The sequence below is a fragment of the Streptomyces sp. WG7 genome (assembly GCF_049975785.1).
Lineage (GTDB): Bacteria > Actinomycetota > Actinomycetes > Streptomycetales > Streptomycetaceae > Streptomyces.
Window position 1 is genome coordinate 145,235 of the sequence record NZ_JBNGGE010000012.1, and the last position, 23,915, is coordinate 169,149.

At 73.5% G+C, this 23,915-nt stretch carries 24 protein-coding genes; 11 read left to right on the forward strand and 13 right to left on the reverse strand.

Going from position 1 to position 23,915, the window contains the following annotated elements:
- Positions 1–473: 473 nt before the first annotated feature.
- Positions 474–1,106, reverse strand: coding sequence for a glyoxalase (locus tag ACP4J0_RS15635; RefSeq protein WP_426599267.1), 633 nt, complete (start codon positions 1,104–1,106; stop codon positions 474–476).
- A gap of 166 nt (positions 1,107–1,272) precedes the next feature.
- On the opposite strand from ACP4J0_RS15635, the gene ACP4J0_RS15640 reads away from it, so the two are divergent.
- On the forward strand, positions 1,273–3,621 hold the full coding sequence (locus ACP4J0_RS15640; protein ID WP_426599268.1) for an esterase-like activity of phytase family protein: 2,349 nt from the start codon (positions 1,273–1,275) through the stop codon (positions 3,619–3,621).
- A gap of 103 nt (positions 3,622–3,724) precedes the next feature.
- Here ACP4J0_RS15640 and ACP4J0_RS15645 read toward each other — a convergent pair whose 3' ends face one another.
- Positions 3,725–5,014 carry a phosphatase PAP2 family protein gene (locus ACP4J0_RS15645; RefSeq protein ID WP_426599269.1) on the reverse strand — a complete coding sequence of 430 codons (1,290 nt, stop codon included), beginning with the start codon at positions 5,012–5,014 and terminating at the stop codon, positions 3,725–3,727.
- Between the two features lie 310 nt (positions 5,015–5,324).
- Between ACP4J0_RS15645 and ACP4J0_RS15650 the strand changes: the two genes are divergently transcribed.
- From ACP4J0_RS15650 to ACP4J0_RS15665, 4 genes are all read left to right on the forward strand, one after another.
- Entirely contained in the window at positions 5,325–5,549 is a 225-nt protein-coding gene (locus tag ACP4J0_RS15650) for a hypothetical protein (protein ID WP_426599270.1), read from the forward strand.
- Between the two features lie 475 nt (positions 5,550–6,024).
- The gene (locus ACP4J0_RS15655; protein WP_055418803.1) at positions 6,025–6,228 is read left to right on the forward strand and encodes a cold-shock protein; all 204 of its coding nucleotides are present in this window, start codon (positions 6,025–6,027) and stop codon (positions 6,226–6,228) included.
- Between the two features lie 256 nt (positions 6,229–6,484).
- Positions 6,485–8,017, forward strand: coding sequence for a DEAD/DEAH box helicase (locus ACP4J0_RS15660; protein WP_426599271.1), 1,533 nt, complete (start codon positions 6,485–6,487; stop codon positions 8,015–8,017).
- 68 nt (positions 8,018–8,085) lie between these two features.
- Complete coding sequence (locus tag ACP4J0_RS15665; protein ID WP_426520978.1) at positions 8,086–8,406, forward strand: SCO5918 family protein; 321 nt, start codon at positions 8,086–8,088, stop codon at positions 8,404–8,406.
- 141 nt (positions 8,407–8,547) lie between these two features.
- Here the strand turns inward: ACP4J0_RS15665 and ACP4J0_RS15670 are convergent, their stop codons facing one another.
- The 7 genes from ACP4J0_RS15670 to ACP4J0_RS15700 form a co-directional block, all read right to left on the reverse strand.
- Positions 8,548–9,066: a hypothetical protein gene (locus ACP4J0_RS15670; RefSeq protein ID WP_426599272.1), complete on the reverse strand. Its 519-nt coding sequence runs from the start codon at positions 9,064–9,066 to the stop codon at positions 8,548–8,550.
- Entirely contained in the window at positions 9,050–9,541 is a 492-nt protein-coding gene (locus ACP4J0_RS15675) for an RNA polymerase sigma factor (RefSeq protein WP_003975205.1), read from the reverse strand. The genes ACP4J0_RS15670 and ACP4J0_RS15675 overlap by 17 nt, the downstream gene beginning before the upstream one ends.
- Before the next feature lie 47 nt (positions 9,542–9,588).
- On the reverse strand, positions 9,589–10,257 hold the full coding sequence (locus ACP4J0_RS15680) for a class F sortase (RefSeq protein WP_426599273.1): 669 nt from the start codon (positions 10,255–10,257) through the stop codon (positions 9,589–9,591).
- Positions 10,254–10,649, reverse strand: a complete 396-nt coding sequence (locus ACP4J0_RS15685; RefSeq protein WP_426599274.1) for a sortase-dependent protein — start codon at positions 10,647–10,649, stop codon at positions 10,254–10,256. Before ACP4J0_RS15685 ends, ACP4J0_RS15680 begins: the two co-directional genes overlap by 4 nt.
- Before the next feature lie 178 nt (positions 10,650–10,827).
- Positions 10,828–11,031 (reverse strand): cold-shock protein, encoded by a 204-nt coding sequence (locus ACP4J0_RS15690; RefSeq protein ID WP_003975194.1) that lies wholly within the window; start codon positions 11,029–11,031, stop codon positions 10,828–10,830.
- A gap of 238 nt (positions 11,032–11,269) precedes the next feature.
- On the reverse strand, positions 11,270–11,644 hold the full coding sequence (locus ACP4J0_RS15695) for a MerR family transcriptional regulator (RefSeq protein ID WP_426599275.1): 375 nt from the start codon (positions 11,642–11,644) through the stop codon (positions 11,270–11,272).
- 466 nt (positions 11,645–12,110) lie between these two features.
- Positions 12,111–13,361, reverse strand: coding sequence for a sensor histidine kinase (locus ACP4J0_RS15700; protein ID WP_426599276.1), 1,251 nt, complete (start codon positions 13,359–13,361; stop codon positions 12,111–12,113).
- Between the two features lie 198 nt (positions 13,362–13,559).
- On the opposite strand from ACP4J0_RS15700, the gene ACP4J0_RS15705 reads away from it, so the two are divergent.
- The 4 genes from ACP4J0_RS15705 (at position 13,560) to ACP4J0_RS15720 (ending at position 18,928) form a co-directional block, all read left to right on the forward strand.
- Positions 13,560–13,808, forward strand: a complete 249-nt coding sequence (locus ACP4J0_RS15705; RefSeq protein ID WP_426599277.1) for a hypothetical protein — start codon at positions 13,560–13,562, stop codon at positions 13,806–13,808.
- Positions 13,805–14,557 carry an ABC transporter ATP-binding protein gene (locus ACP4J0_RS15710; RefSeq protein ID WP_426599278.1) on the forward strand — a complete coding sequence of 251 codons (753 nt, stop codon included), beginning with the start codon at positions 13,805–13,807 and terminating at the stop codon, positions 14,555–14,557. Before ACP4J0_RS15705 ends, ACP4J0_RS15710 begins: the two co-directional genes overlap by 4 nt.
- A gap of 3 nt (positions 14,558–14,560) precedes the next feature.
- A complete protein-coding gene (locus ACP4J0_RS15715; RefSeq protein WP_426599279.1) occupies positions 14,561–17,095 on the forward strand; it encodes an FtsX-like permease family protein in 2,535 nt (844 codons plus the stop codon).
- 348 nt (positions 17,096–17,443) lie between these two features.
- Positions 17,444–18,928 (forward strand): alpha/beta hydrolase, encoded by a 1,485-nt coding sequence (locus ACP4J0_RS15720; RefSeq protein ID WP_426599280.1) that lies wholly within the window; start codon positions 17,444–17,446, stop codon positions 18,926–18,928.
- Between the two features lie 51 nt (positions 18,929–18,979).
- Here ACP4J0_RS15720 and ACP4J0_RS15725 read toward each other — a convergent pair whose 3' ends face one another.
- From ACP4J0_RS15725 to ACP4J0_RS15740, 4 genes are all read right to left on the reverse strand, one after another.
- On the reverse strand, positions 18,980–19,600 hold the full coding sequence (locus tag ACP4J0_RS15725; RefSeq protein ID WP_426599281.1) for a hypothetical protein: 621 nt from the start codon (positions 19,598–19,600) through the stop codon (positions 18,980–18,982).
- A gap of 118 nt (positions 19,601–19,718) precedes the next feature.
- Positions 19,719–20,297 (reverse strand): hypothetical protein, encoded by a 579-nt coding sequence (locus ACP4J0_RS15730; protein WP_426599282.1) that lies wholly within the window; start codon positions 20,295–20,297, stop codon positions 19,719–19,721.
- A gap of 36 nt (positions 20,298–20,333) precedes the next feature.
- Positions 20,334–21,356: a hemolysin family protein gene (locus ACP4J0_RS15735; protein WP_426599283.1), complete on the reverse strand. Its 1,023-nt coding sequence runs from the start codon at positions 21,354–21,356 to the stop codon at positions 20,334–20,336.
- Positions 21,353–22,693 carry a hemolysin family protein gene (locus ACP4J0_RS15740; RefSeq protein ID WP_426599284.1) on the reverse strand — a complete coding sequence of 447 codons (1,341 nt, stop codon included), beginning with the start codon at positions 22,691–22,693 and terminating at the stop codon, positions 21,353–21,355. The genes ACP4J0_RS15735 and ACP4J0_RS15740 overlap by 4 nt, the downstream gene beginning before the upstream one ends.
- Before the next feature lie 368 nt (positions 22,694–23,061).
- Between ACP4J0_RS15740 and ACP4J0_RS15745 the strand changes: the two genes are divergently transcribed.
- Positions 23,062–23,517: a tellurite resistance TerB family protein gene (locus ACP4J0_RS15745; RefSeq protein ID WP_426599285.1), complete on the forward strand. Its 456-nt coding sequence runs from the start codon at positions 23,062–23,064 to the stop codon at positions 23,515–23,517.
- Positions 23,518–23,646: 129 nt separating this feature from the next.
- Positions 23,647–23,913 carry a twin-arginine translocase TatA/TatE family subunit gene (locus tag ACP4J0_RS15750; protein ID WP_426599286.1) on the forward strand — a complete coding sequence of 89 codons (267 nt, stop codon included), beginning with the start codon at positions 23,647–23,649 and terminating at the stop codon, positions 23,911–23,913.
- Positions 23,914–23,915 lie beyond the last annotated feature (2 nt).

Here is a 23,915-nt window from a genome sequence, read left to right on the forward strand (position 1 = left end):
GCTTGCGATCGTAGAGATGGAGAAACGGTTTCCCGGATCGTTTCGCGGACAAAGTCCAAAAAGCGGCGATCGCACTGCTCGACGGGAATTCGACTTGCCCGTATTACTCACGACGGACCGGTGGTCCACCAGGGGCGGATGGGGAAAGAGAAACGCAGCCGAATCGATAATTCGCTCACGGAAGGCGGAATTCCCGCTGCTTCCACGGTGGGCGGCCCCACCGGCCGACGGGGGCGGGAAGGGGTCCGGAACGGTGATTTTCCGCCCAGTCGTCGCCGCGGCCTTGCGCGGTGTCGCGGCCGCCCTGTGCGGTGTCGCCCCGGCCCTGCGCGGTGTCGCCCCGGCCCGGGCGGCGCCCGGCCGTACCGGCGCGGTGACCACGGGCACCGGCCCGGGCGACCGCGGGAACCGGCTCACCGGCTCCCGGGGCCCGTTCCGTGGCGTCGTCGGCCCCGAGAGCCCTGCACGCGCGATCAGCCGGCGACCGCCAGCGGGGCGGTGGGTTCCCAGACGAACCCGTCCGGGTCGCTGAACGGGCGGTCGGCACCGGAGAGCACGAGCCGGTGGGAACCGGTGCCGTCGGCGGGGGCGCCCGCGACCTTGGCGAGGCCGCGGCGCTTGTACAGGGACAGCTTGACGGTGCCCGGCCCGGCGGCGAACTCGACGTACTTGCCGCCGAAGCTCTTGCCCACGGTGAGGCCCTGCCCGACGTAGAACCGCTTGCTGGCCTTCACGTCCTCGACGCCCAGCAGGAGCACGATCTCGTCGACGTCCCGGGTGACCGGGCCGGTGTCCTTCTTCGCCGACGTCGCGATCTGCCAGACCGTGCCGTCCGGGGCCTGGACGACGCCGCCGTAGCCCCACAGCGACTTCGCGGCGGGCTTGAGGGCGGTGGCGCCGGCGTCGAGGGCGGCGCCGACGAGGGCGTCGACGTTGCCCGGCTGGGACACCACGAGCGACAGGGTGAAGCCGCGGAAGCCGGTGGTGGGGGCCTGGGAGGCGCGCAGGCGGACCCGCGACGGGTCCAGGGCGAAGGCGGCGGAGTAGAAGCGGGCGGCCGCCTCGATGTCGGCCACCTCCAGGGTGACGGAGTCGATGGAGTTCATGCCGTCGACGGTATGGGCGGGCGGCTCGCCCGCGCTTCTCGAAAACTGACCGGGCCGCACGGGCCCGGCGCACGTGATCTTCGCCGGTTGTTCATTCGGCGGTCCGGCGCCCCCTCGTCCACGGCTGAAACGATTCGGCGTCGCAGTGGTCCGTAACGGAGGAACGATGTCCCCGAAGAGCAGGAGAGCCTGCGCCGCGTTCGCGGCCCTGGCCGTGACCGCCGGCACCCTCGCGGGCGCGGGCGCGGCCCACGCGGATCAGCGCGAGCGCGGCCACCACCGCCCGCAGCGGCCCGTGGCCTTCGAGCGCACCGCCACCTACCCGGTCTTCCGGAACCGGCCGGCCGGCGAGGACCCGGCCGCCGCGACCGTCGCGGAGATCTCGGCCGTCAGCGAGGACGGGCGGACCCTCGTCCACACCGACGCGGCGGCCCGGCGGATCGGTTTCCTCGACATCGGCGACCCCGACCGCCCGCGCGGCCTCGGCACCCTGTCGCTGGCCCGGCTCGGCGACGCCGAGGACGAGCCGACCTCGGTGTCCGTGGTCGGCCAGTACGTCCTGGTCGTGGTGAACACCAGCGCGAGCCACACCGCCCCCTCCGGCCGGCTCGACGTCATCTCGCTGCGCGACCGCGAGCGGGTGGCGAGCTTCGACCTCGGCGGGCAGCCCGACTCGATCACGATCAGCAAGGACCAGCGGTACGCGGCGATCGCGATCGAGAACGAACGCGACGAGGAGGCGGCCCCGCCCGGCGGCGAGGAGGGCGATCTCCCCCAGGCGCCCGCCGGCTTCGTGCAGATCGTCGACCTGAGGAAGGGCTCGTCACCCGCGCACTGGCGGACCCGGACCGTGCCCCTGACGCGGGCCGACGGTTCGGCGCTGCCCGTGCTGGCCGCCGCCGGGATCGCCGCGCCGACCGACCCGGAGCCTGAGTACGTCTCCGTCAACGGCCGCGGCCAACTCGCCGTGACGCTGCAGGAGAACAACGGCGTCGTCCTCGTCGACCTGCCGACCGGCCGGATCACCAAGGCGTTCAGCGCCGGCACGGCGACGGTGGACGGCATCGACACGGTCGAGGACGGCACCATCGACCTGACCGGGTCGATCACCGACGTGCCGCGGGAGCCCGACGCGCTGGGCTGGATCGACGACCGCTACCTGGCGACCGCCAACGAGGGCGACTGGCGCGGCGGCACCCGGGGCTGGTCCGTCTTCGACAGCCGGACCGGGAAGGTGGTCTGGGACGCGGGCAACGGCTTCGAGCGGCTCGCCGTACGGTACGGGCTGTACGACGAGGGCCGGTCCGAGAACAAGGGCAGCGAGCCGGAGGGCCTGGCGATCGCCGAGTACGACGGCGTGCGCTACGCCTTCGTCGGCTCGGAGCGCGGCAACTTCGTCGCCGTCTACGACATCAGCCGGCCGGCCCGTCCGGTCTTCCGCCAGCTGCTGCCCACCACCAACGGCCCCGAGGGCCTGCTGCCGATCCCCTCGCGCGGCCTGCTCGCGGTCTCCAGCGAGGAGGACGACGCCGAGGCGGGCGTACGGGCCACCGTGAGCCTCTTCCGGCTGGGCAGGAGCACGCCCGGCACCCCGGCCGTCCCGGGCGTCGTCTCGGCCGCCGACGCCACCGGCGCGCCGATCGGCTGGGGTGCGCTCGGCGCGCTGTCCGCCGTACCCGGCAGACCGCACCAGCTGTACTCCGTCACCGACGCGGCGTACTCCACCACCAGGATCCTGACCCTCGACACGGCGCGCGCGGGCCGGCCGGCGGTCGTCACCCGGGCGCTGACCGTCAAGGACGCCGCGGGGCGGCCGGCCGGCTACGACGCCGAGGGCATCTCCGCCCGGCCGCGGGGCGGGTACTGGCTCGCCGTCGAGGGCGGGACGGGTGCGGGCAACCGGCTGGTCCGGCTGGACCGCGACGGGGTGACCCGGCAGGTCGTCCCCCTGCCGGCGGACGTCGCCGCGGGCCTCGGCAAGCAGGGGCTCGAAGGGGTCGCCGCCACCACGGACCGGCGCGGCCGCGAGGTGGTCTGGGCCGCGCTCCAGCGCGAGGTCGAAGGCGACCCGGCGGGGGTCGTGCGGCTCGGCCGGTACGACGTCGGGGCCGGTACGTGGAGCTGGTACGGCTACCGGATCGGCTCCACGACCACGCCGGGCGACTGGATCGGCCTCTCCGAGATCACCGTGGTCGGGGACCGGCTGGCGGTCGTCGAACGCGACAAGCTGAACGGCCCGGCCGCCAGGGTCAAGCAGATCCACACGGTCGACATGCCGGCGTCGGCGGCGCCGTCGGGGTCCCTGCCGGTACTGCCGAAGCGGCTCGCGTACGACGTCCTGCCCGCCCTGCGGGCCACGAACGGCTGGACCCAGGAGAAGCTCGAAGGGCTGGCCGTGGCCGGCGACGGCCGGGTGCACGCCGTGACCGACAACGACGGTCTGGACGACGCCACCGGGGAGACCGTCTTCCTCGTTCTCGGCTCCAGCAGGAGCGTCTTCGGCCGGCGAGGCTGACGGCCGGGCCGACGGCGGGCATGCGGGCGGTCACCGGTGAACGGCCGGCGACCGCCCGCCCCGAACCGCCGAACCGGGGAGCGAAGAACCGGTGCTGAGCGGGTCAAGCCGGTTCGAGCTGCGGCTCCGTCTTCCGCGCCGGTGCCGCGGCCTTCGGGTTCCACAGTCTGGCGGTCCGCACATAGCCGTAGACGACCGAGACCATCGCCAGAACGAGAAGCGGTCCGAACGCCCAGGGACGCGCGGCCATTTCCATCGGAAGAAAGCGGGCCGACGCCAGGAGCGCGGCGAAGACCACCGTTCCATAAGTGACCAGCTGTATTCCCGGCCGGTCCCAGCCGTGGTCGAACGAGCGCAGCGCCGCCTCGATCGTGACCGCGAACACCACGCCTGCCAGAATGTCTATGCCGTAGTGATAGCCGAATCCCAGCGTCGCGCCGAGAGTGGCGATAAGCCAAAACGTTCCTGCAAAACGCAGAACGCGTGGGGCCCTGCGGGAATGGATGAAGATGGCGGTCGCCCACGCCGTGTGCAGGCTGGGCATGCAGTTGCGGGGTGTGACGCCGTCGTACGTCCACGGGTGCGGGGTGCTGACCGGCGGGGGCGTGTGCGGCCACAGGTTGGCCATCGCCCACTGCTCGCCGCCGGTGCCGAACGCGCCGGTGCCGTAGGTGAAGACCGGCCCGACCACCGGGTAGATCATGTACACGGCCGGTCCGAGGAGACCTATCACCAGGAACGTACGGACCAGATGGTGGCGCGGGAAACGGCGCTCGGCCGCCACGTTGCGCAGCTGGTACAGCGCGACGACGACCGCTGCCACCGCGAGTTGGGCGTAGATCCAGTCGAGGACGTGCTCGCCGACCGGGCCCGTGGCGGCGACCAGCCGGCCCGCCAGCCACGACGGACTGCCCAGCGCGTGATCGGCGATCGCCACGTAGGGGTCGAGTACCGCCGGGCGGGTCTTCGACGTGACCAGCAGCCAGGTGTCGCCCGTCTTGCGGCCGGCCACCAGCAGCAGGCCGAGCCCGACCCCCTTCAGCATCAGGACCCGTTCCCGGCCGGTGCGGCGGGTGACGGCGACGACCGCACAGCCCAGAATCACCCACAACGCGCCGTTGCCGAAGGAGTGTCCGTCACTCACCCGGGCGTCGAACGCCCACCGCACCAGCAGGAAGGCGACGTCGATGCCGATCGCGGCACCGGCCGCGACGAACCGCTCCCGCCAGGTGAGCACCACCATCATCAACGCCATGCTCGCGTACAGCAGCGGCCCCGACGCGGGGGCGAACACCACCTCTTTCGCCTGGTTGGTCAACGGCCCTGGCAGGCCGTAGCGGCGCGCGGCGATCTCCAGCGCGATGCTGAATCCGAGGGCCGCCACACCCGCCACGACCCAGAGTCTCGTACGTGGTCGACCCCATGCGGAGAAGGTATTTCTCCACTTTATTCGCGAAAATACCTGTGATGGCATTTGTCTCAATCTTCATGGTTCCGGAAGAGCAGCCCGTCGGCAGAGGAGACGGGAGGATCACATTGCGGGTTCCGGTCCTGAATTGTCGAGACCGACGCCGACGCCCCGGGGGCCGGGGGAGAAAAGAGCGGCGGGCCGCCGCCCGCCGCCGTACCGCGGGCCGGCCCGGCGGGCGTTCCGTGCGACCGCCGCGGCTCCTTCGGCCCGGCGGAGGCACATACTGGTGGCAATGACAAAGCCAGTCGGATCAAAACGCCATGCGTTGCCCACCAGCCCCTTCAAGGAGCCGGTCGCACTGCCTCCCAAGCACTTCGACGTGGGCGACCGGGTCACCCACGACACCTACGGCCTCGGCCGGGTGATCGCCCTCGAGGGCGGGATCGCGGTGCTCGTGGACTTCGGCTCGGCGCAGGAGCGGATCACCGTGCCCTACGCCAGGATGAGCAAGCTCTAGGACCACTCCGACCACACCGCGCACCGGGAGCCGCCCACGGCACGACAACGCCCCGCGCCCGCGCCCACGGGCGCCGGGCCACGTCCGCCGCCCTCGACGTGCGACGTGTCCTTTGTCTCCACGGGCCCGTCTCGCCGCCTGTGGCGCTTTTGCCGTACCGGCGGGGCGGAAGGCGGCGCAGACACCATCGCCGGTGGTCATCACGCCGCCGACGGGAGCCCGGACGGCAAGACTGCGACCTCCGGAGGGCAATATCTGCTGCCATGACAGGAGAAATCAACAGGACGCCCGGGGAATATTCCTCGGTCGGCCAGTCGGAGCAAGATTATTGCCGGCTCCCGGTCGATCACGGCGTGCTAGTGTCGCTGGAAGTTGCAGTTGTGGTTGCCTGAAGGTTTTGTCCGACGGGGTGATCATCACGGCGACCGGAGTTCACACAGGGTGAACTCCGAGCACCGTACCGAAGGAGAAAATTATGGCTTCCGGCACCGTCAAGTGGTTCAACGCGGAAAAGGGCTTCGGCTTCATCGAGCAGGACGGCGGCGGCCCCGACGTCTTCGCCCACTACTCGAACATCAACGCCCAGGGCTTCCGTGAGCTGCTCGAAGGCCAGAAGGTGACCTTCGACATCGCGCAGGGCCAGAAGGGCCCGACGGCCGAGAACATCGTTCCCGCCTGACGCTCACGCATACTTCGCAGCTGGGGCCCGCGCCTAGGGGTGCGGGCCCCAGCTCGCCGCGTTTCCGGGCGCAGCGCGCCCTGCGGGGTTCCGCTTCTCTCCCCGCGCATTCAATTCCCTCGCTTTCATCAATTCTCTCGGTCCACTCGGCTTCATACGCCGAGACCGACCGGGGCCGGCTCGTTCTTGCGATTCCCTGCGCCGCTCTTTTGCTGCGGGTCTCCCTTGATACGTGCCATATCAAGGAAGGTTCCCCATGAACCGCGTACGCACCAACGACCGCCGACGCTCCGGTGGCGGCGGCCCCCGCCGCTCGCAGACCTCCGGCCGCCGGCCGTCCGCCCCCCAGGGCGGCGAGTTCGCGCTGCCGAAGACGATCACGCCGGCGCTGCCCGCCGTCGAGTCGTTCGCCGAACTCGACATGCCGGCCCGCCTGCTGGCCGCGCTCACGGCCGAGGGCGTGACCACGCCGTTCCCGATCCAGGCGGCGACCCTGCCCAACTCCCTGGCCGGCCGCGACGTACTCGGCCGCGGCCGCACCGGCTCGGGCAAGACGCTCGCCTTCGGCCTCGCCCTGCTGGCCCGTACGGCCGGGCAGCGCGCCGAACCGCGACGTCCGCTCGGCCTCGTCCTCGTACCCACCCGTGAGCTGGCCCAGCAGGTCACCGACGCGCTCGCCCCGTACGCCCGCTCGCTGGGCCTGCGGTCGGCCACCGTGGTCGGCGGCATGTCGATCGGCCGGCAGGCCTCCGCGCTGCGGGGCGGCGCGGAGATCGTCGTCGCGACGCCCGGACGGCTCAAGGACCTCATCGACCGGGGCGACTGCCACCTCGGCGACGTCGGCATCACCGTCCTGGACGAGGCCGACCAGATGACCGACATGGGCTTCATGCCCCAGGTCACCGCCCTGCTCGACCAGGTGCGCCCCGATGGCCAGCGGATGCTGTTCTCGGCCACCCTGGACCGCAACGTCGACCGGCTCGTCCGCCGCTACCTGACGGACCCGGTGGTGCACTCCGTCGACCCGTCGGCCGGTGCCGTCACCACGATGGAGCACCACGTGCTGCACGTGCACGACACCGACAAGCACCGCACGACCACCGAGATCGCGGCGCGGGACGGCCGGGTGATCATGTTCCTCGACACCAAGCACGCCGTGGACCGGCTGGTGAAGCACCTGCTGAGCAGCGGTGTCCGCGCCGCGGGCCTGCACGGTGGCAAGTCCCAGCCGCAGCGCACGCGGACCCTCGCCCAGTTCAAGGACGGGCACGTGACGGCGCTGGTGGCGACCAACGTCGCGGCCCGCGGCATCCACGTCGACAACCTCGACCTGGTCGTCAACGTCGACCCGCCCAGCGACCACAAGGACTACCTGCACCGCGGCGGCCGTACGGCCCGCGCCGGCGAGTCCGGCAGCGTCGTCACCCTGGTGACCCCGAGCCAGCGGCGCGACATGACCCGGCTGATGGCCTCGGCCGGTATCACCCCTCAGGTCACGCCGGTCCGTTCGGGCGAGGCGGAGCTGTCCCGCATCACCGGGGCGCAGGCTCCGTCCGGTGTCCCGGTCGTCATCGCCGTACCGGTCGTGGAGCGCCCGCGCCGCGCCGCGTCCGGCGGGGGTTCCTCGTCCCGCGGCCGCCGCAGCCGCTCCGCGCAGGGCCGCGCCGGCCAGGGGACCTCCACCCAGCAGAACCGCGCCGGCCAGGGCCGCGGCACCCAGGGCCGGCCCGCCGGCGAAGCCCCGCGCCGCAGGCCGCGGCGCCAGTCCGCCGGTGGCTCGGCGGCCTAGGGACGACCTGCTCCAGACCCACCGCGAACGGCAACCCACCCGTCCCATCTCCCCCTTGTGGAGGCATCATGCGCTGTGTCATCGCCCGGTACCCGTTCGACCTCACCAAGGGCGGGGTGCTGGATTCGATGAAGGGCGTCACTCCCGAGCCCATCACGGGTGAGTCCGTGACCATCGGCCGCCGCCGCTACCCCGTCAAGCAGGTCGGCGAGGTCGTCACCCGGCAGGACCGCCGCGACTTCTCCAGCGGCGAGGTCACCCGGGCCATGACCCGCCTCGGTTTCACCTGCCACGCCGACCCCGCGGCCGCACCGGCTCCGGCGCCCGCCGCCACGCCGGTCGAGACCGCGTCGGCGCTGCTCGGCGGTACGGCACCGCTGGACGCGTAGCCGCGGGGACGTCTGAGCAGAGGGCGGGACGGAGGCGGAAGCCTCGGTCCCGCCCTCTCTCTGTCTCTCCTGCCGGGTTCTCCTACCTATCTCCTACCTATCTCCCACCTGTCTTCTACGTCCCTTCTGTGTGCTTCTGCGTCAGGAGGGTCCCGTAGCAGCCGCGTCGTGGGGCTCCGACGGCGTCGGCGCCGTGCTCGGGCGGGCCGACGGCTCGGCGGCGGGCGGGGTGCTCGGCACCGCCGACGGTGCGGAGCCGGGCAGGGAGGCCGACGCGGTGGGCGGGGGCTCCTCGGGAGCGGGCCTCTGCGAGGGTTCGCGGGGCGGGGCGGGACTCGGTGCGGTCGTCGGCGCGGTCGTCGGCGTGGGCCCGGCGGGGGCCGGGGCCAGCGGAGCCGTCGGGCGTGCGGGCGACGCGGGGGCCGCCCAGTGCAGCGGCAGCGCGACCAGGGCGGCGGCGGCAGCGGTCGCGGCGGCGCCGGCCGCGGCGCGCAGCAGGCGCCGCCGGGACGCCGCCCGGCGGACCGCCTCGTAGCGGCCGGGGGGCGGTCCCAGGTAGTCGCCGCCCGGCCGCAGCACGACCAGCAGCGGATCGTCGTCGTCCCACGCGGACCCCGGGTCGTCCTGGCCGTCCTGGCCGTCCTCAAGGCGTGTGGTCAAGGCTTCTCCTCAGATGGACGCGGAGCAGTTCGCGGGCCGCGTGGAGGTCGGCCTTGACGGTTCCTTCCTTGCGCCCGGTCAGCACGGACACCTCCCGGATCGGCATGTCAGCGTAGTAGTGCAGGAGGATCGGCACGCGCAGTCGCTCCGGCAGGGACTGCACGAGCAGCCGTACCGAGGGGTCGGCCTGCTCGGGATGCGGGCGGACGGCGACCTCCGCGGTGACCCGGCGCACCGCCCGGCGCTCGCGCTCCAGTTTGCGCCAGTGGTCGCGGACGAGGTTGGCGGCGGTGACGTAGAGGAAGCCGCGGGGCTCCTCCACGGACGTCCAGCGGGCCCAGAGCCGGGTGAACGCCTCCGAGGCGATCTCGTGGGCCGTCTCGTCGTCGTCGACGAGCCGGCGGCACCAGCCGGCGAGGCGCGGATACAGGGCGGCGAACAGTTCGGACGCCGCCCTGTCACGGGACCGTTTCAACACTCTCCATGGTCGTGGGGTAGGGGCCGCACGGTACGGACGGCCGGTCAGGAGGCCGCGGGACGCGTCGCGTTCGTGGTCGCCTGCATGGTCGCGGTCGTGGTCGCGGTCAGTTCCGCGAAGACGATGACGTTGTCCCGGTACTCCTCGCCGATCCGCGGGCCGCCGCAGGTGATGAGCCGCAACTCCGGGCGGTCCACGTCCCCGTAGACGTCGTCCGTCGGGAAGTCGGCCCGCGCCACCGTCCGTACGGAGGTGACCGTGAACTCCGCCGTCGTGCCGTTCTCCAGTTGCGCCTCGATCCGGTCGCCTCGGTGCAGCCGCGCCAGGTGCCGGAAGACGCCGTCCCCGTGGGTGCCGACCGTGACATGGCCGAGGAGGACCGACGGCCCCACCTGGCCCGGCGTCGGCGAGTGCCGGTACCAGCCCGCGCGGTCGTCGTCCGTGGCGGGCGGGACCTCCACCGTGCCGTCCGACGCCAGTCCCAGCCGCATCACCGGGGTGTCGACCCCGATGGCCGGGATGCGCAGGCCGGCCGGGACCGAACGGCCCAGGGGCCGGGGCGGCTTGGCGGCGGCGTGCGCGGGCGGCGCGGTGGTGGCGGTGGGCGTGGAGCCTGCGGGCGTGTCGCGCCCGGCCTCTCGGCCGGCGCCGCATCCCACGAGGAGTACGGCCAGCGCGGCGGCGGCGAGGGCGCGCCCGGAGCGCGGGGTCATGCCCCGGTCGCCGCCCGCCGGCGACGTACGACGAAGAGGACCGCGCCGCCCGCGACGAGTACCGCGCCGGCGCCCGCGCCGATGAGTCCTTCGTCGGTCCCGGAGGACTCCGTTGCCGTCACTCCGGTGTTGGGCGCGCCCTCGGGCACGGCGGAGACCTGGCCCTCGGCCGGTGCCGGGGCGGGTGCCTGGGACGGTTCGGCCACCGGAGCCGGGGCACTGACGGACGGTACCGGCACCCCTGCCTCGCTCGGTTCGGTGCCGGAGCTCGGGGCGTCGGTGGCCGGAGGCTTGGAGGGGACCGGGGTGGGGTCGTCGGCGAACGCGGGCGCGGTGCCCGCCAGGACGACGGTGCAGGCCAGTGCCACGGCGCTGAGGATGGTTCGGCGCATCGGGTCGCTCTCTCTCATGGGTCGGCGCGGGTGCGTGCCGCTCGGGGTGCGGTCGCGAACGCGGATCGGACGGAGAGACGAGGCGACGACGGGACGGGTTGTAAAGAGATGGCAAAGTCCCGGGCCATGCAGAAGGCCCGCACCTTGCGGTGCGGGCCTTCAGTGCTGTTCGCGCGTCTTAGGCGGGAACGATGTTCTCCGCCTGCGGGCCCTTCTGGCCCTGCGTGACGTCGAAGTTGACCCGCTGGCCCTCCTGGAGCTCACGGAAGCCCTGGGTGGCGATGTTCGAGTAGTGGGCGAAGACGTCGGCGCCGCCGCCGTCCTGCGCGATGAAACCGAAGCCCTTTTCGGCGTTGAACCACTTCACGGTACCGGAAGCCATGTCTTTTACTCCTAGGCAGTGCTGGAGGCCCGCACCGTGCGGGCCTTCACATCGCTGCGATGATCACCTGCCCGGAAAACCGGTAACACAAATGGCAACCACAACTGCAACTGATGTCCAGCCTAGCACGAATTGAATCGGCCGCACAGAAATGAATCGCCAGGAAAGATGCTCTCGATTTAGCGGAGGATAGTTTTTCCGGCGTCCGCCGAATATCTGTTTCGCAGAGGTCAGGTTTTCACTCGCCGCGCCGCTCTCCGTTCCCGCCGGGCCGCCCGGCCTCGCGCCGGAGCTCCTCGTTCATGCGCAGCGCCGCGTCCAGATCGTCCTCCAGGCGGACGATCCGGCAGGCGGCCTCGATGGGCGTTCCCTGGTCGACCAGCTCGCGGGCGCGGGCGGCGCGGCGCAGTTGCTGGCGCGAGTAGCGGCGGTGCCCGCCGTCCGAACGGGTCGGGCTGATCAGCTCCGCCTCGCCGAGGGCACGGAGGAAACCGGGTGTGGCACCGATCAGCTCGGCCGCCCTGCCCATGGTGTAGGCCGGGTACTGATCGTCGTCGAGCCGGTCGGCGGCCTGCGGCCGGTCTTCGGCGGTCAGCCTGCTCTCCGGGGACATGCATACCTTCCCGCGGACCGCTGGGGACACGGCCCGCCGCAGGGAATCCGGTTTCCCTGCACCTGAACTCTAGTCGCGCCCGTCGGATACCTCCCGCGGCGAACACATATCCGCAGGGCGCGGCGGGCGTGCCGGTCCGGTCGTGCCGGGTCGGAAGGCGGCGGGACGGAAGGGACGGGGTGAGGCGAGGCGAGGGTGGGGCGGGGCCAGGGTGGGGCGGGGCCAGGGTGGGGCGGGGCGAGGGTGGGGCGGGGCGAGGGTGGGGCGGGGCGAGGGTGGGGGCAGAGGCCGGGGACCGGGACGCCGTACGCGCCAGGCGGGGACGCCCGGGGGACGTCGGCCTCGGCGTCGGGTGTCGGGCGCCGGCCTCTGCACCGGTCCGGTCCACCCGGGCCGGCCCCGCCACCCCGGGGGGCACCGCCTCGCAGGTCACCCTCGCAGGTCACCCTCGCGGGGTCCGCTCCGGTCATCTTCCGCAGGGGAGGTCCACTTCCAGGGTCGTCGGTCCGCCGGGCGGGCTGGCCAGGCGCAGGGTGCCGTCGTGGGCCGCGACCCGGCGCCGGATACCGGTCAGGCCCGAACCGCCGCCCTCGTCCGCACCGCCCCGGCCGTCGTCCTCGATCACCAGCCGCAGCCGGCCGCCACGCGCCCGGACGGTGACGGTGGCCCGCCCCGCCCCGCTGTGCTTCGCGATGTTCGTCAGCGCCTCCGCCACCACGAAGTACGCCGTCGCCTCGACCGACGCCGCACACCGCTCGGGCACGTCCGCCGTCACCCGGCACGGCACCCCGCAGTCCGCCGCCAGCCCCGACAACGCCCCCGCCAGCCCACGGTCCGCCAGCACCGGCGGCAGGATCCCCCGCGCGACCGCGCGCAGCTCCGCCAGCGCCTGCTCCGCCGCCGACTGCGCCCGCTCCAGCAGCTCGTCGGCACCCGCGGGATCACGCGCCGCCATCCGCCGGGCCGCTCCCAGCAGCACCGTCACCGACACCAGCCGGTTCTGCGCACCGTCGTGCAGCGACCGCTCGATCCGCCGCAGCTCCGTCGCGTGCGCGTCCAGCGCCGCCGCCCGGGTCGCCGTCAGCTCCGCCACCCGCAGCGACAGGTCCGTCTCCGGGCCCGCCGCCAGCAACCGCCGCGCCGGGCCGGCCTGCAGCCGCGCCATGCCCGGCCCCAGCCCGAGCAGGATCGCGACCCAGCCGAGGCCCAGCAGGCCCACGGCGACGGCGTCCGGCCAGGTCTCGGCGGTCCCGATCCCGATCGACGTACTGGTGACGCCCTCGGGCACGAGGCGCCACCACAGGGGGAAGGTGGTGTCCCGGACCGCGCTGACCGGGAGCAGGAGACCGAGCAGGCCCAGGAGGAACCCCAGGGTGGCGTGCCGGGCCAGCCAGCGCAGCTCGCGCCGGGTGGTGGCGTCGGCCAGGGCGGGCCGCAGCCGGGTGGGCGGGGGATCGGGCGGGATGATCTCGGGGCCCCGGTGGGAGAGGCGTTCGCGTTCCCTGCGGGCCAGGGCGTGCAGGGCGCGCAGCACGGCGGGGGCGAGCAGGAGCCCGACGCCGGCCGGCGCGGTCACCGCGGCCACGGCCAGCAGCACGAGCACGCCCAGCGCCAGGGTGGCCGTGCCGAGCCCGCCGACGAGCTGCCCGGTCGCCGCGCCGGCGGCGCTCAGGGTCCGCAGGGCGCTCTGCCGCACGGACGTGATCGGCACCGTCATCCGCCCGCCTCCCTGAGAGCCGCTCGCCGCACTCCGGCGTGCCCGACCCTATGCCGCCCGGCGCCCCGGCGGCGGGCGCGGAGCCGGAAAGTACAGCCTGCTGTACCTCGGACCGGGCGGCTGACGGGATCGGCCCGAGGGGGTCCGGGTCCATAGCGTCGGTGACGGACCGAGAGCGAAGCCACGGAGGACGCCGCCATGACGCACCAGGACCCCTACCGCCTGAGCACACCCCCGCCCCGCACCACCGGGCAGGACGGCCCGGACGCCGTCTCCCGCGGGGACGTCCTCCGTACGCTGCTGTGGGCCGTCGTCGTGGTCAGCGCGGTCGCCAACATGGCCGCCTCCCTCGCCGGCGCCCCCACCGTGGTTCACCTGGCCAGCGGCGTGGTCACCGTCCTCGCCGCCGGAACGCTCGTCGTGCGCGGTCTGCGGGGGCGTCGATGAGCACCGCGGTCGCGGCGGTCACCGCGCGCAGGGCGCCCGCCATCGCGCTGGCGAACGTCGCCAGGACGTACCCGGGTGGCGTGCGGGCCCTCGACGACGTGTCGCTCACCGTGGAGCACGGCACGTTCCTCGCCGTGATGGGGCCCTCGGGGTCCGGCAAGAGCACCCTGATGCACTGCGCCGCCGGCCTGGACTCCCCCACGTCGGGCAGTGTCCGCATCGACGGCCGGGAGATCTCGGGGCTGAACGAGACCCGCCGCACCGAACTGCGCCGCGAACGCGTCGGCTTCGTCTTCCAGGCGTACAACCTGATCCCCTCGCTCAGCGTCGAGGACAACATCACGCTGCCGCTGCGGCTGGCCGGCCGGCGCCCGGACCGGGACTGGCTGCGCACGCTGACCGAGCGGGTCGGACTCGCGGACCGGCTGTCGCACCGGCCGGCGGAGCTGTCCGGCGGGCAGCAGCAGCGGGCCGCCGTCGTACGGGCGCTGGCGGCGAAGCCCGCCGTCGTGTTCGCGGACGAGCCGACCGGCGCGCTGGACCTGCGCAGCGCCCACCAGGTGCTGGACCTGCTGCGCGCACTCGTCGACGACCTGGGCCAGACGGTGGTGATGGTCACCCACGACCCGGCCGCCGCGGCCCGCGCGCACCGGGCCCTCGTGATGGCCGACGGCCGGGTGGTGGAGGCGCTGGAGCACCCGACCGCACCCCGGCTGGCCGAGCGCCTCGTCGCGTTGGGGGAGCGGTAGACCGTGCTGCACCTTGCCTGGCGGATGGCCGCCCACCGGATCACCGCCTTGCTCGCCGTGGCGTGCGCGGTGCTGGGCGGCGCCGCGCTGATCACCACCACCGGTGTACTGGCCGAGTCCGGCCTCCGCTCCCAGCTGCCGCCCGGGCGGCTCGGCGGCGCGGACGTCGTGGTCGCGGCCGACCAGGAGTTCCACCCGAGCGGGGACCTGCCGGTCGCGCTGCCCGAGCGCGCCACGGTCCCGGACCGGCTCGTCGGCCGGCTGGCCGCCCTGCCCCACGTCACCGAGGCCGTCGGTGACATCGGCTTCCCGGCGGCGCTGGTCGACGCGCGCGGACGGGTCGTGCCGTCCGCCGAGGACCCGGGGACGGCGGGTCACGGCTGGTCGTCGGCGAAGCTGCTGGCGGAACCCCGCGTGGAGGGCCGGGCCCCCTCGGGTGCGGGCGAGGTCGCCGTGGACGCGGCGGCGGGCGTCGCGGTGGGCGAGCGGGTCCGGGTCGTGGCGAACGGCCGCCCCGCCGCCTCCTACCGGGTCTCCGCGGTGGTCGACGCCCCGGGCGCGGGCGTCTACTTCGCGGACGGGACGGCCGCGCGCCTGGCGGGACGGGACGGTGCCGGCGACGGGCCGCGCGCCGGGACCGTCGACCTGATCGGCCTGCGCGTCGACGACGGTGCCGCGGAGCGGGTCGCCTCGGCGGTCCGCGAGCAGGTCGCGGGCACGGGGCTGGAGGTCGTCACCGGTGCGGACCGGGGGGAGGCCGTGGCGCCCGGCGTGGGTTCGGCGCGCTCGCTGCTGATCCTGCTCGCCGGTTCGCTCGCCGGGATCGTGCTGCTGATCACCGGGTTCGTCGTCGCGGGCGCGCTGGGCGTGACGATCGCCGGGCAGCGCCGCGACCTGGCGCTGATGCGGGCCGTCGGGGCGACCCCGAAGCAGATCCGCCGCCTGGCCGCCGCGCAGTCGACGGTCGTCGCGGCGGTGGCCCTGGTGCCGGGCGTCGCGGTCGGCTACCTGCTGGCGCACCGGTTCCGGCGGATGCTGGCGGACCGCGGGGTGCTGCCGGAGGAACTCCCCCTCACGGTCGGCCCGTTGCCCGCGCTCGCCACGCTGCTCCTGATGGCCGGGGCCGTGCAGCTCGCGGCCCGGTGCGCGGCCTGGCGCACCTCCCGCATGCCGGCCACCGAGGCGGTCGCCGAGTCGCGCAGCGAACCGCGCACCCCGTCACGGGCGCGTACGCAGGCCGGTCTGCTGCTGATCCTCGGCGCGGGCGTGATGTCGGCGGCGCCGCTGCTGTCCCGGACCGTCATCGGGGCCTCGGCCACGTCCATCGCGGGCATCCTCGCCGCGATCGGCCTGGCCCTGTCCGGCCCGGCCCTGGTGAAGCGCGCGGGCGAGGCGGCCGTACGGCGCCTGCGCCCCGGGGTCACGGCCCCGACCTGGCTGGCGCTGGCCAACGTACGCGCCTACGCGCAGCGCCTGTCGGGCGTGGTCAGCCCGCTGGCCATGGCGGTCGTGTTCGTCCTGACGTACACCTTCGCGCAGACGACGGTGCTGGCCGCCACCTCGGACGACACCCGCACCGGCACGCTCGCCCAGTACGAGGTGAGCGCGCCGGGCCTGGGCGGGCTGCCCGCGGACACGCTGCCCGCCGTGCGGGACGTGCCGGGCGTGCGGGCGGCGGCGCCCGTCGGGACGACCACGGTGGTGTGGGAGTACGAGCAGTTCGGCGAACCCGTGGCCGAGTCCGCCCCGGCGATGGTCCTCACCCCGGACGCCCGGGACGTCGTCGACCTCGGCGTCACGGACGGCGGCCTGGCCCGGCTCACCGGTGCCACGGTCGCCGTGAGCGGCGAGGCGGCGCGCACCCGGGGCACGGGACTCGGGGAGCGGCTCCGGCTGGTGCTCGGCGACGGGACGCGGGCCGACGCCGAGGTCGTCGCCGTGTACGACCGGGGCCTGGGCTTCGGCCCGGTCGTCCTCTCCCGTGACCTGGCCGCCGGGCACACCACGACCGGCCTCGACCAGAGCGTCCTGGTCCGCACCGACGGCACCCCCGCGGCCGGGCAGGGCCTGGCCGCGCTGGCCGCCGGCCGTACCGGCCTGGCCGTGTCGGGCACGGACCCGGACCCCGCCGGCGCGGACACGCCGCCCGAGGTGTGGGTCAACCTGGCCACCATCGTGGTGCTGCTCGGCTATCTGCTGCTGAGCATCGCCAACAAGCTGGTCGCCGCCACCGCCCAGCGCCGCGCCGAGATCGCCGCCCTGCGCCTGGTCGGCACGACGCCCCGGCAGGTCCGCGCGATGATGCGCCGCGAGGCCGCCGTCATCGCCGCCGCGGCGCTCGTCTGCGGCCTGCTCCTGTCCGCCCTCCCGCTCGCCCTGCTGGGCCAGGGCTTCCTCGGCCGTCCCTGGCCGGCGGGCCCCGCCTGGCTCCTCCCGGCGGTGGCGGCCACGGTCGCGCTGACGTCCTTCCTCACCATCGAACTGCCCACCCGGCACGCCCTGCGGACACCTCCGGCGGACGCGCTGCGGGCGGATTGAGGGAGGCGGAACGGCCGGTGACGCCGCCGCACCCCCGGCCCTGACGGGCTGGGCGTGCGGCGGTTGTGGTTCACCCGCGGGCCGGGCCGCTCGCTCGTGGAGCGACTCCCGCCGGCCGAGAAGGCGGCATCGGCGCGCCGGCCGGCGCGCTCACCCGGGTCGATTCCGGAACGGCATGCGGCAGCGCCGCCTCGGGGTTCCCCTGGTTCGTCCCTGACCGACCCCCGGAATCGACCCTGACACGGCACCTGACGGACGGTGGCACGCCTAGCGTGCCCGGAAGGACCGCCGAGTCTGCTCCCTGCCTGAGCAGACCTGCCATGCCCGGTCTCGACAGGAGGACGATTCATGCTCTTCAGGGGCACATCCGCGTTACGGCGCGCCATGGTGCGGAGCACAGCCGTCATCGCGGGGACCGCCGTCGCCGCCACCGTCGGTTTCGTCGCCGCGCCCGCCGTGAACGCGGCACCGCCGACCGCCGGAGCCCTGCACTGGGCTCCGTGCGACGACCCGGACCACCCGGGCGCCGAGTGCGCCACGTTGGAGGTCCCGGTCGACTGGTCCCGCCCGCACGGGCCGACGTTCGACCTGGCCGTGGCCCGCCGTCAGGCCACCGACCCCGACGCCCGGGTCGGCTCACTGGTGTTCGGCCCCGGCGGGCCGGGCGACTCCGGCGTGGAGCGGGTGGTGGGCGGCATCAGCCGGTTCAGTCCCGAGACCCGCCGCAGGTTCGACATCGTCAGCTTCGATCCGCGTGGCGTGGGCGGCAGCAGCCCGGTGACCTGCTCCAGCGACCTGCTCGCCCGGCGTCCGTCACCGGTACTCGCGAGCCAGGCGGACTTCGACGCCACCCTGGCCTACAACAAGCGGCTGCGCGCCGACTGCCGGGCACGCACCGGCCCGGTCTTCGACCACCTCGACACCGCCCAGACGGTCCAGGACCTGGACGCTCTGCGGGCCGCCCTCGGTGAGGACGAACTCACCTTCCACGGCAGCTCGTACGGCACGGTGCTCGGGGCCCAGTACGCCGAGACGTACCCGCTCAGGGTCCGTGCGATGGTGCTGGAGAGCGTGCTGGACCACAGCGTTTCCAGCACCCGCGGGTTCCTGCGGTCCGGGGCGGCTTCGGCGCAGGACTCCTTCAACGAGTTCGGCAAGTGGTGCACCGGCAACCCGGCCTGCGCGCTGCACGGCCACGACGTCCGCGCGGTCTGGCAGGAGGTGCTGAACCGGGCTGAACGCGGCGAGCTGGAAGACCCCGCCGAGCCGGGAACCGCCCTCTCGTCGGCGGACCTGGTCAACAAGATCGCCTTGCGGAAGTTCTACAACGCGGACTACGCGGAACTGGCGACGGCCGTCGCGGATATGGCGGCAAGCGCCCCGCTGTCCGCTTCACCCACCTCGGTATCGCCGCTCCCGCCGGCGGTCCCCGTCTTCTGCGCGGACTGGCACCTTCCGGTACGCGATCACCAGGAGTACGCGTCACTCGTCAGAATGATGAAGCGGACCGCACCCGACCTGCCCCACCTGTTGTCGATCCAGATGACAGTGGCATGCCTGGGCGGGCCGGCCGCCAACCCGCAGCACCGCCTCTCGGTCCGCGGCGCCCCGCCGATCCTGGTGTCCAACGCCCTCCACGACCCCGTCACCGGCTACCCCTGGGCGGTCTCGGTGGCCCGGCAGCTCGGCCGCAGTGGCGCGCTCCTCACCTACGAGGGCCGAGGCCACGGCAGTGTCACCCGCGGCCCCTGCATGGAGCGCGCGGTCGACGCGTACCTGACCGGCCTGACGGTGCCCCCGCGCGGCACCAGGTGTCCGGCCCTGCCGTCCTGAGCGGGCCCAGCCGGCCTCCCCGCGTCTCCCCGGTCGGCGGCCGGGGAGACGTCAGATGCAGGACCCTTCCTTCTCCACGGTGTCGGGCCGGATGCAGGACGTCCCGGCGGCGTACTCGCCGCTGCGGTCGTAGACCTGGAGGACCGCCGTCTCGTCGATCTCCCACCAGCCCGCGAGCGCCTCGGCGACGTACTGGCTCTGCTTCTCCAGAGCCGTCATCTTCTTCCGCTCCGCCACGTCACCGCTGTCGATGGCCTCGTAGTCGACGGTCGGATGGTCGGAGGCGGCCTCCAGGGCCGGGTAGGCCAGTTTGCGCTCGTAGCCGCGCCACCCCTTGAGGTGGCGGACGGCGTTCTTCTGCTCGGTGGTCCCGTGCTCGGTGACGTACTCCTTGAACTGCTCGAAGGTGCCGGGGGTGTCGGCGATCTCCGCGAGCGACAGGGTGACCTTGCGCGGCTCGGGGCCGGCCGTCCGCTCCGGCTCCTCCTGCGTGGCGGGTTCCGGTGAGCCGGCCGGGGCGGACGCGGTCGCGCCGGGGCCGGCCGTCGAAGCGGCGTCCGGAGAAGGGGAGTCGGGGGAGTCGTCACCGCACCCGCCCAGCATCGCGACGAGCGCGCTCACCATGACGACGCCGCACACGAGGGTCGACCCGTTCTTCCTCCTGCTGCCCACGTACACCATCTCCGTCGAGTGCCGGAGGGCTTGCCGACGGGCGTCACCGCAGGCAGGGCACCCTCACGTGAATGACGCGTGATCGTACATGCGGGCGCGCCGTGCGCTGCGCCCCGGGTCAGGCGGAGGCCGTCGTCCACTGGCGGAGCAGTGCCAGTTGCTGGTCCCTGGTCGGGGCGACGTCCTCGGGCTCGTCGCGGCGCCAGGTGAGCAGGTCGTCGACGGGGGTGGCGCCGGTGGCGAGGCGGGTGAGGAGGGTACGGGAGAGGCCGTACTCGTCGGGGGTGTGGATGCCGCTGGGGACGGCGGCCAGGGCGGTCGCCTCGACCGTGCCGTCGCCCTCGGTCTCCACCCGTACGGTGAAGGCCGGGGGGAGTTCGCCGTCGCCGGTCAGCATGGCGTAGACCGAGTCGAACGCCATCGAGGCCAGCCGCCGGGCGGTGGACCGCACGGCGACGTCCTGGACGTCGAGCCCGCGGACGTCGTCCCAGGCCCAGAAGCGGCCCTGGCCGAGCCCGAGGATCTCGACCCCGTCCTTGGTCAGGCGCACTCCGGACGCCGTGCCGATGGGCTCGGCGCCCACGTACACGGCGTCCTCGGTGATCCAGAACAGGCCGACCATGGCCATGAGCGCCTCCCACAGCGGTGTCGGCGCCGGTGCCGACGCCGTTTCGCTGTGGGAGACGCCCCTGGTCATGCGGGAGTTCCCCTGGTCGTGCGGGAGTTCCCGGGGTCAGGCCACCGGTGTCGTCGGGCCCACCAGTTCCGTCAGGACGTCCTCCATCGTCACGAAGCCCAGGACCGCGCCCGTCTCGCCGGTGACGGCGGCCAGGTGGCTGTCCTCGGTGCGCAGGGCGGTGAGGGTGTCGTCGAGCGGGGTGTCGATGCGGACCCGGGTGACCCGGTGCAGGGCCGTGCGCGGGAAGGGCCGGTCGCGGTCGGTCAGGCCCAGCGTGTCCTTGATGTGCAGGTAGCCCAGCACGGTGCCGCCGGGGCCGGTGACCGGGAAGCGGGAGTAGCCCGCGTCCGCGGCCATGCGCTCCAGTTCCGCCGGGGTGACGGTGTGGCCGACCGTGCGCATCTTCTGGGCCGGGACCAGGATCTCGCCGACCGGGCGGGTGCCCAGTTCCAGCGCGTCGCGCAGCCGTTCGCCGTCGGCCGGGGTGAGCAGTCCGGCCTCGCTGGCGTCGACGACCATGCGGGCCAGCTGGTCGTCGGTGAAGACGGCCTCCACCTCGTCCTTCGGCTCCACCCGCAGCAGCTTGAGCAGCGTGTTGGCGAAGGCGTTGATGCCGAAGACGAACGGCTTCAGGGCCCGGGTGAGGGCGACCAGCGGCGGGCCGAGGACCAGCGCGGTGGTCGCCGGGGCGGCCAGCGCGATGTTCTTCGGGATCATCTCGCCGATCAGCATGTGCAGATACGTGGCGAGGGCCAGGGCGATCGCGAAGGCGACCGGGTGGACCAGCGCGTGCGGCATGTGGACCGCCTCGAACACGGGCTCCATCAGGTGCGCGATGGCCGGTTCCGCGACCGCGCCGAGCACCAGCGAGGAGACGGTGATGCCGAGCTGGGCCGTGGCCATCATCGCGGAGATGTGTTCCAGGCCCCACAGGGTCATCCGGGCGCGCTTGTCGCCCGTCTTCGCGCGCGGCTCGATCTGGCTGCGGCGCACGGAGATCATGGCGAACTCGGCGCCGACGAAGAACGCGTTGGTCAGCAGCGTCAGGGCGCCGATGAGGAGCTGTACGGCGGTCATCGGGCCACCTCCGGCTCGCGGTCGGCCGACGGGGCCGGCGCGGGCGCGGTGACCCGCAGGCGGTCGGCGCGGTGGTGGTCGACGTCGAGGACGTCCAGGCGCCAGCCGCCCAGGTCGACGACGTCGCCCTTGGCGGGGATGCGTGCCAGGTGGGTGGCGACCAGGCCGGCCAGTGTCTCGTACGGTCCGTCCGGCGCGGTCAGGCCGATGCGCTCCAGGTGGTCCAGACGGAGCGAACCGTCGGCCTCCCAGGCCGCGCGGCCGTCCGCTTCGGCGGGGGCGGGCAGCAGGTCCGGTATCTCGACCGGGTCGTGCTCGTCGCGCACTTCGCCGACGACCTCCTCCACGATGTCCTCGACGGTCGCCACGCCCGCCGTACCGCCGTACTCGTCGATGACGACGGCCATGGTGCGGGTGGCGCGCATGCGCTCCAGGAGCCGGTCGGCGGGCAGGCTGTCCGGCACCAGGAGCGGCGCGGTGGCCAGCTCGGTGACGGGGGTGGACCTGCGCCGGTCCGGCTCCAGGGCCAGGACGTCGCGGATGTGCACGGTGCCGATGACCTCGTCCAGGCTCTCCTGGTAGACCGGGAAGCGGGACAGGCCGGTGGCGTGCGAGAGGTTCGCGGCGTCGGCCGCGGTGGCGTGGGCCTCCAGGGCCTTGACGTCCACGCGCGGGGTCATGACGTTCTCCGCGGTCAGCTCGCTCAGGTGCAGGGTGCGCACGAAGAGCTCGGCCGAGTCGGCCTCCAGGGCGCCCTCGGCGGCGGAGTGCTGGGCCAGGGCGACCAGTTCCTCGGCGCTGCGGGCGGACGCCAGCTCCTCGGCCGGTTCCAGGCCGAAGCGGCGTACGAAACGGTTCGCGCTGTCGTTCAGGTGCCGGATGAAGGGGCCGAACGCGGTGGTGAAGCCGCGCTGCGGGCCCGCGACGACCTTCGCGACGGCCAGCGGGCGGGAGATCGCCCAGTTCTTGGGGACCAGCTCGCCGACGACCATCAGGACGACGGTGGAGACGACCACGCCGAGCACGGTCGCCACCGTCGGGGCGGCGCCGCCGAGGCCGATCGCCCGCAGCGGGCCGCGCAGCAGCACCGCGAGGGACGGCTCGGCGAGCATGCCGATGACCAGCGAGGTCACGGTGATGCCGAGCTGGGCGCCGGAGAGCTGGAGGGTGAGGGACCGTACGGCCTTCAGGGCGCCGTCGGCACCGCGCTCGCCGGACTCGGCGGCACGTTCCAGGTCACCGCGCTCGACGGTGGTGAGGGAGAACTCGGCCGCGACGAAGACCGCGCAGGCCAGGGTGAGGAGGAGGGCCAGCAGGAGCAGCAGGACCTCGGTCACCGTGCCACCCCGCTTCCCTCACGCGCATACAGGGGGGACTGCGGGCCGGCCATGGCACGGCCGGTACTGGGAGGCTCCATTACGGAACGGGACTCCTTAACGGGGTCGGCGGGCGCCGGTACCAGCCGGTCGCCCGAGGTTTTCCCTCTCATGGTAAAGGACGGGCAAAAGCATGGGGAGTCCCCACATACCCCCGGATCCCTACGCTTCTACTCGACTGTAGAGAACGGCGGGACGGCTCCGCTTGTTCCCCTCGGCTCCGACGGCGATTCCGGGGGCGGGGACGGCTTCGAGGGCGGCGGGGAAGCCTGGTAACTTCTACACGGGTGTAGAAACTCGCCCGCTCTCCCGACCCGTACGGAGTTCTCATGGCCCTGTGGGACCGCTTCAAGGAGTCCGCGTCGCAGATGCAGACGCAGCTCGTGGCGAAGAAGAACGACCTCAAGAGCGGCGCCTTCCGCGACGCGAGCATGGCGATGTGCGCGCTGGTCGCCGCTGCCGACGGGACGGTCGACGCGTCGGAGCGCCAGCGGGTGGCACAGCTCATCGCCACCAACGAGGTGCTGCAGAACTTCCCCGCCGACGACCTGCGCCGCCGCTTCGAGGCCAACTTGGACAAGCTGACCGCCGACTTCGCCTTCGGCAAGGTCAGCGTCCTCCAGGAGATCGCCAAGGCGAAGAAGAAGCCCGCCGAGGCCCGGGCCGTGGTGCAGATCGGCATCGTGATCGGCGGGGCCGACGGGGACTTCGACAAGGACGAGCGGGCCGTCGTCCGCGAGGCGTGCTTCGCCCTGGACCTGCCGCCGCACGAGTTCGACCTCTGAGATGTCTGAGGCTTCTGGGGTCCTTGGGGTCCCTGAGGCCTCTGGTCCCTTCGACGCCACCGGCCATGCCGTAGATTCCGTGCGGGCCCGTGCCGCGGGCTCGCACCGTACGTTCACCAGGGGAGCGCCGTGTTCGGACTGAGCGAACTCGCGATCATTCTCATCGTCGTCATAGCCGTTCTCGCCGCCAAGAAGCTCCCCGAGCTGACCCGCTCGGCGGGCAAGTCGGCCCGCATCCTCAAGGCCGAGGCCCGCGCGATGAAGGACGAGGAGCGGACGCCGCCCGAGGACCGGGAGGCGCCCCGGGTCATCCAGGGCGAGGCGATCCGCCGTGATGACACCGGAGGCGGGAATCCCGGTACGGCGCCCGGCGGGCGGGACACCTCCCAGGGCTGACG

What these genes read in the sequence shown, in the direction of transcription:
- ACP4J0_RS15635 (WP_426599267.1), bottom strand. Translation starts at nt 1,106, where the DNA reads ATGAACTCCATCGACTCCGTCACCCTGGAGGTGGCCGACATCGAGGCG.
- ACP4J0_RS15640 (WP_426599268.1), top strand. Translation starts at nt 1,273, where the DNA reads ATGTCCCCGAAGAGCAGGAGAGCCTGCGCCGCGTTCGCGGCCCTGGCC.
- ACP4J0_RS15650 (WP_426599270.1), top strand. Translation starts at nt 5,325, where the DNA reads ATGACAAAGCCAGTCGGATCAAAACGCCATGCGTTGCCCACCAGCCCC.
- ACP4J0_RS15655 (WP_055418803.1), top strand. Translation starts at nt 6,025, where the DNA reads ATGGCTTCCGGCACCGTCAAGTGGTTCAACGCGGAAAAGGGCTTCGGC.
- ACP4J0_RS15660 (WP_426599271.1), top strand. Translation starts at nt 6,485, where the DNA reads ATGAACCGCGTACGCACCAACGACCGCCGACGCTCCGGTGGCGGCGGC.
- ACP4J0_RS15665 (WP_426520978.1), top strand. Translation starts at nt 8,086, where the DNA reads ATGCGCTGTGTCATCGCCCGGTACCCGTTCGACCTCACCAAGGGCGGG.
- ACP4J0_RS15680 (WP_426599273.1), bottom strand. Translation starts at nt 10,257, where the DNA reads ATGACCCCGCGCTCCGGGCGCGCCCTCGCCGCCGCCGCGCTGGCCGTA.
- ACP4J0_RS15685 (WP_426599274.1), bottom strand. Translation starts at nt 10,649, where the DNA reads ATGCGCCGAACCATCCTCAGCGCCGTGGCACTGGCCTGCACCGTCGTC.
- ACP4J0_RS15690 (WP_003975194.1), bottom strand. Translation starts at nt 11,031, where the DNA reads ATGGCTTCCGGTACCGTGAAGTGGTTCAACGCCGAAAAGGGCTTCGGT.
- ACP4J0_RS15695 (WP_426599275.1), bottom strand. Translation starts at nt 11,644, where the DNA reads ATGTCCCCGGAGAGCAGGCTGACCGCCGAAGACCGGCCGCAGGCCGCC.
- ACP4J0_RS15700 (WP_426599276.1), bottom strand. Translation starts at nt 13,361, where the DNA reads ATGACGGTGCCGATCACGTCCGTGCGGCAGAGCGCCCTGCGGACCCTG.
- ACP4J0_RS15705 (WP_426599277.1), top strand. Translation starts at nt 13,560, where the DNA reads ATGACGCACCAGGACCCCTACCGCCTGAGCACACCCCCGCCCCGCACC.
- ACP4J0_RS15710 (WP_426599278.1), top strand. Translation starts at nt 13,805, where the DNA reads ATGAGCACCGCGGTCGCGGCGGTCACCGCGCGCAGGGCGCCCGCCATC.
- ACP4J0_RS15720 (WP_426599280.1), top strand. Translation starts at nt 17,444, where the DNA reads ATGCTCTTCAGGGGCACATCCGCGTTACGGCGCGCCATGGTGCGGAGC.
- ACP4J0_RS15730 (WP_426599282.1), bottom strand. Translation starts at nt 20,297, where the DNA reads ATGACCAGGGGCGTCTCCCACAGCGAAACGGCGTCGGCACCGGCGCCG.
- ACP4J0_RS15735 (WP_426599283.1), bottom strand. Translation starts at nt 21,356, where the DNA reads ATGACCGCCGTACAGCTCCTCATCGGCGCCCTGACGCTGCTGACCAAC.
- ACP4J0_RS15745 (WP_426599285.1), top strand. Translation starts at nt 23,062, where the DNA reads ATGGCCCTGTGGGACCGCTTCAAGGAGTCCGCGTCGCAGATGCAGACG.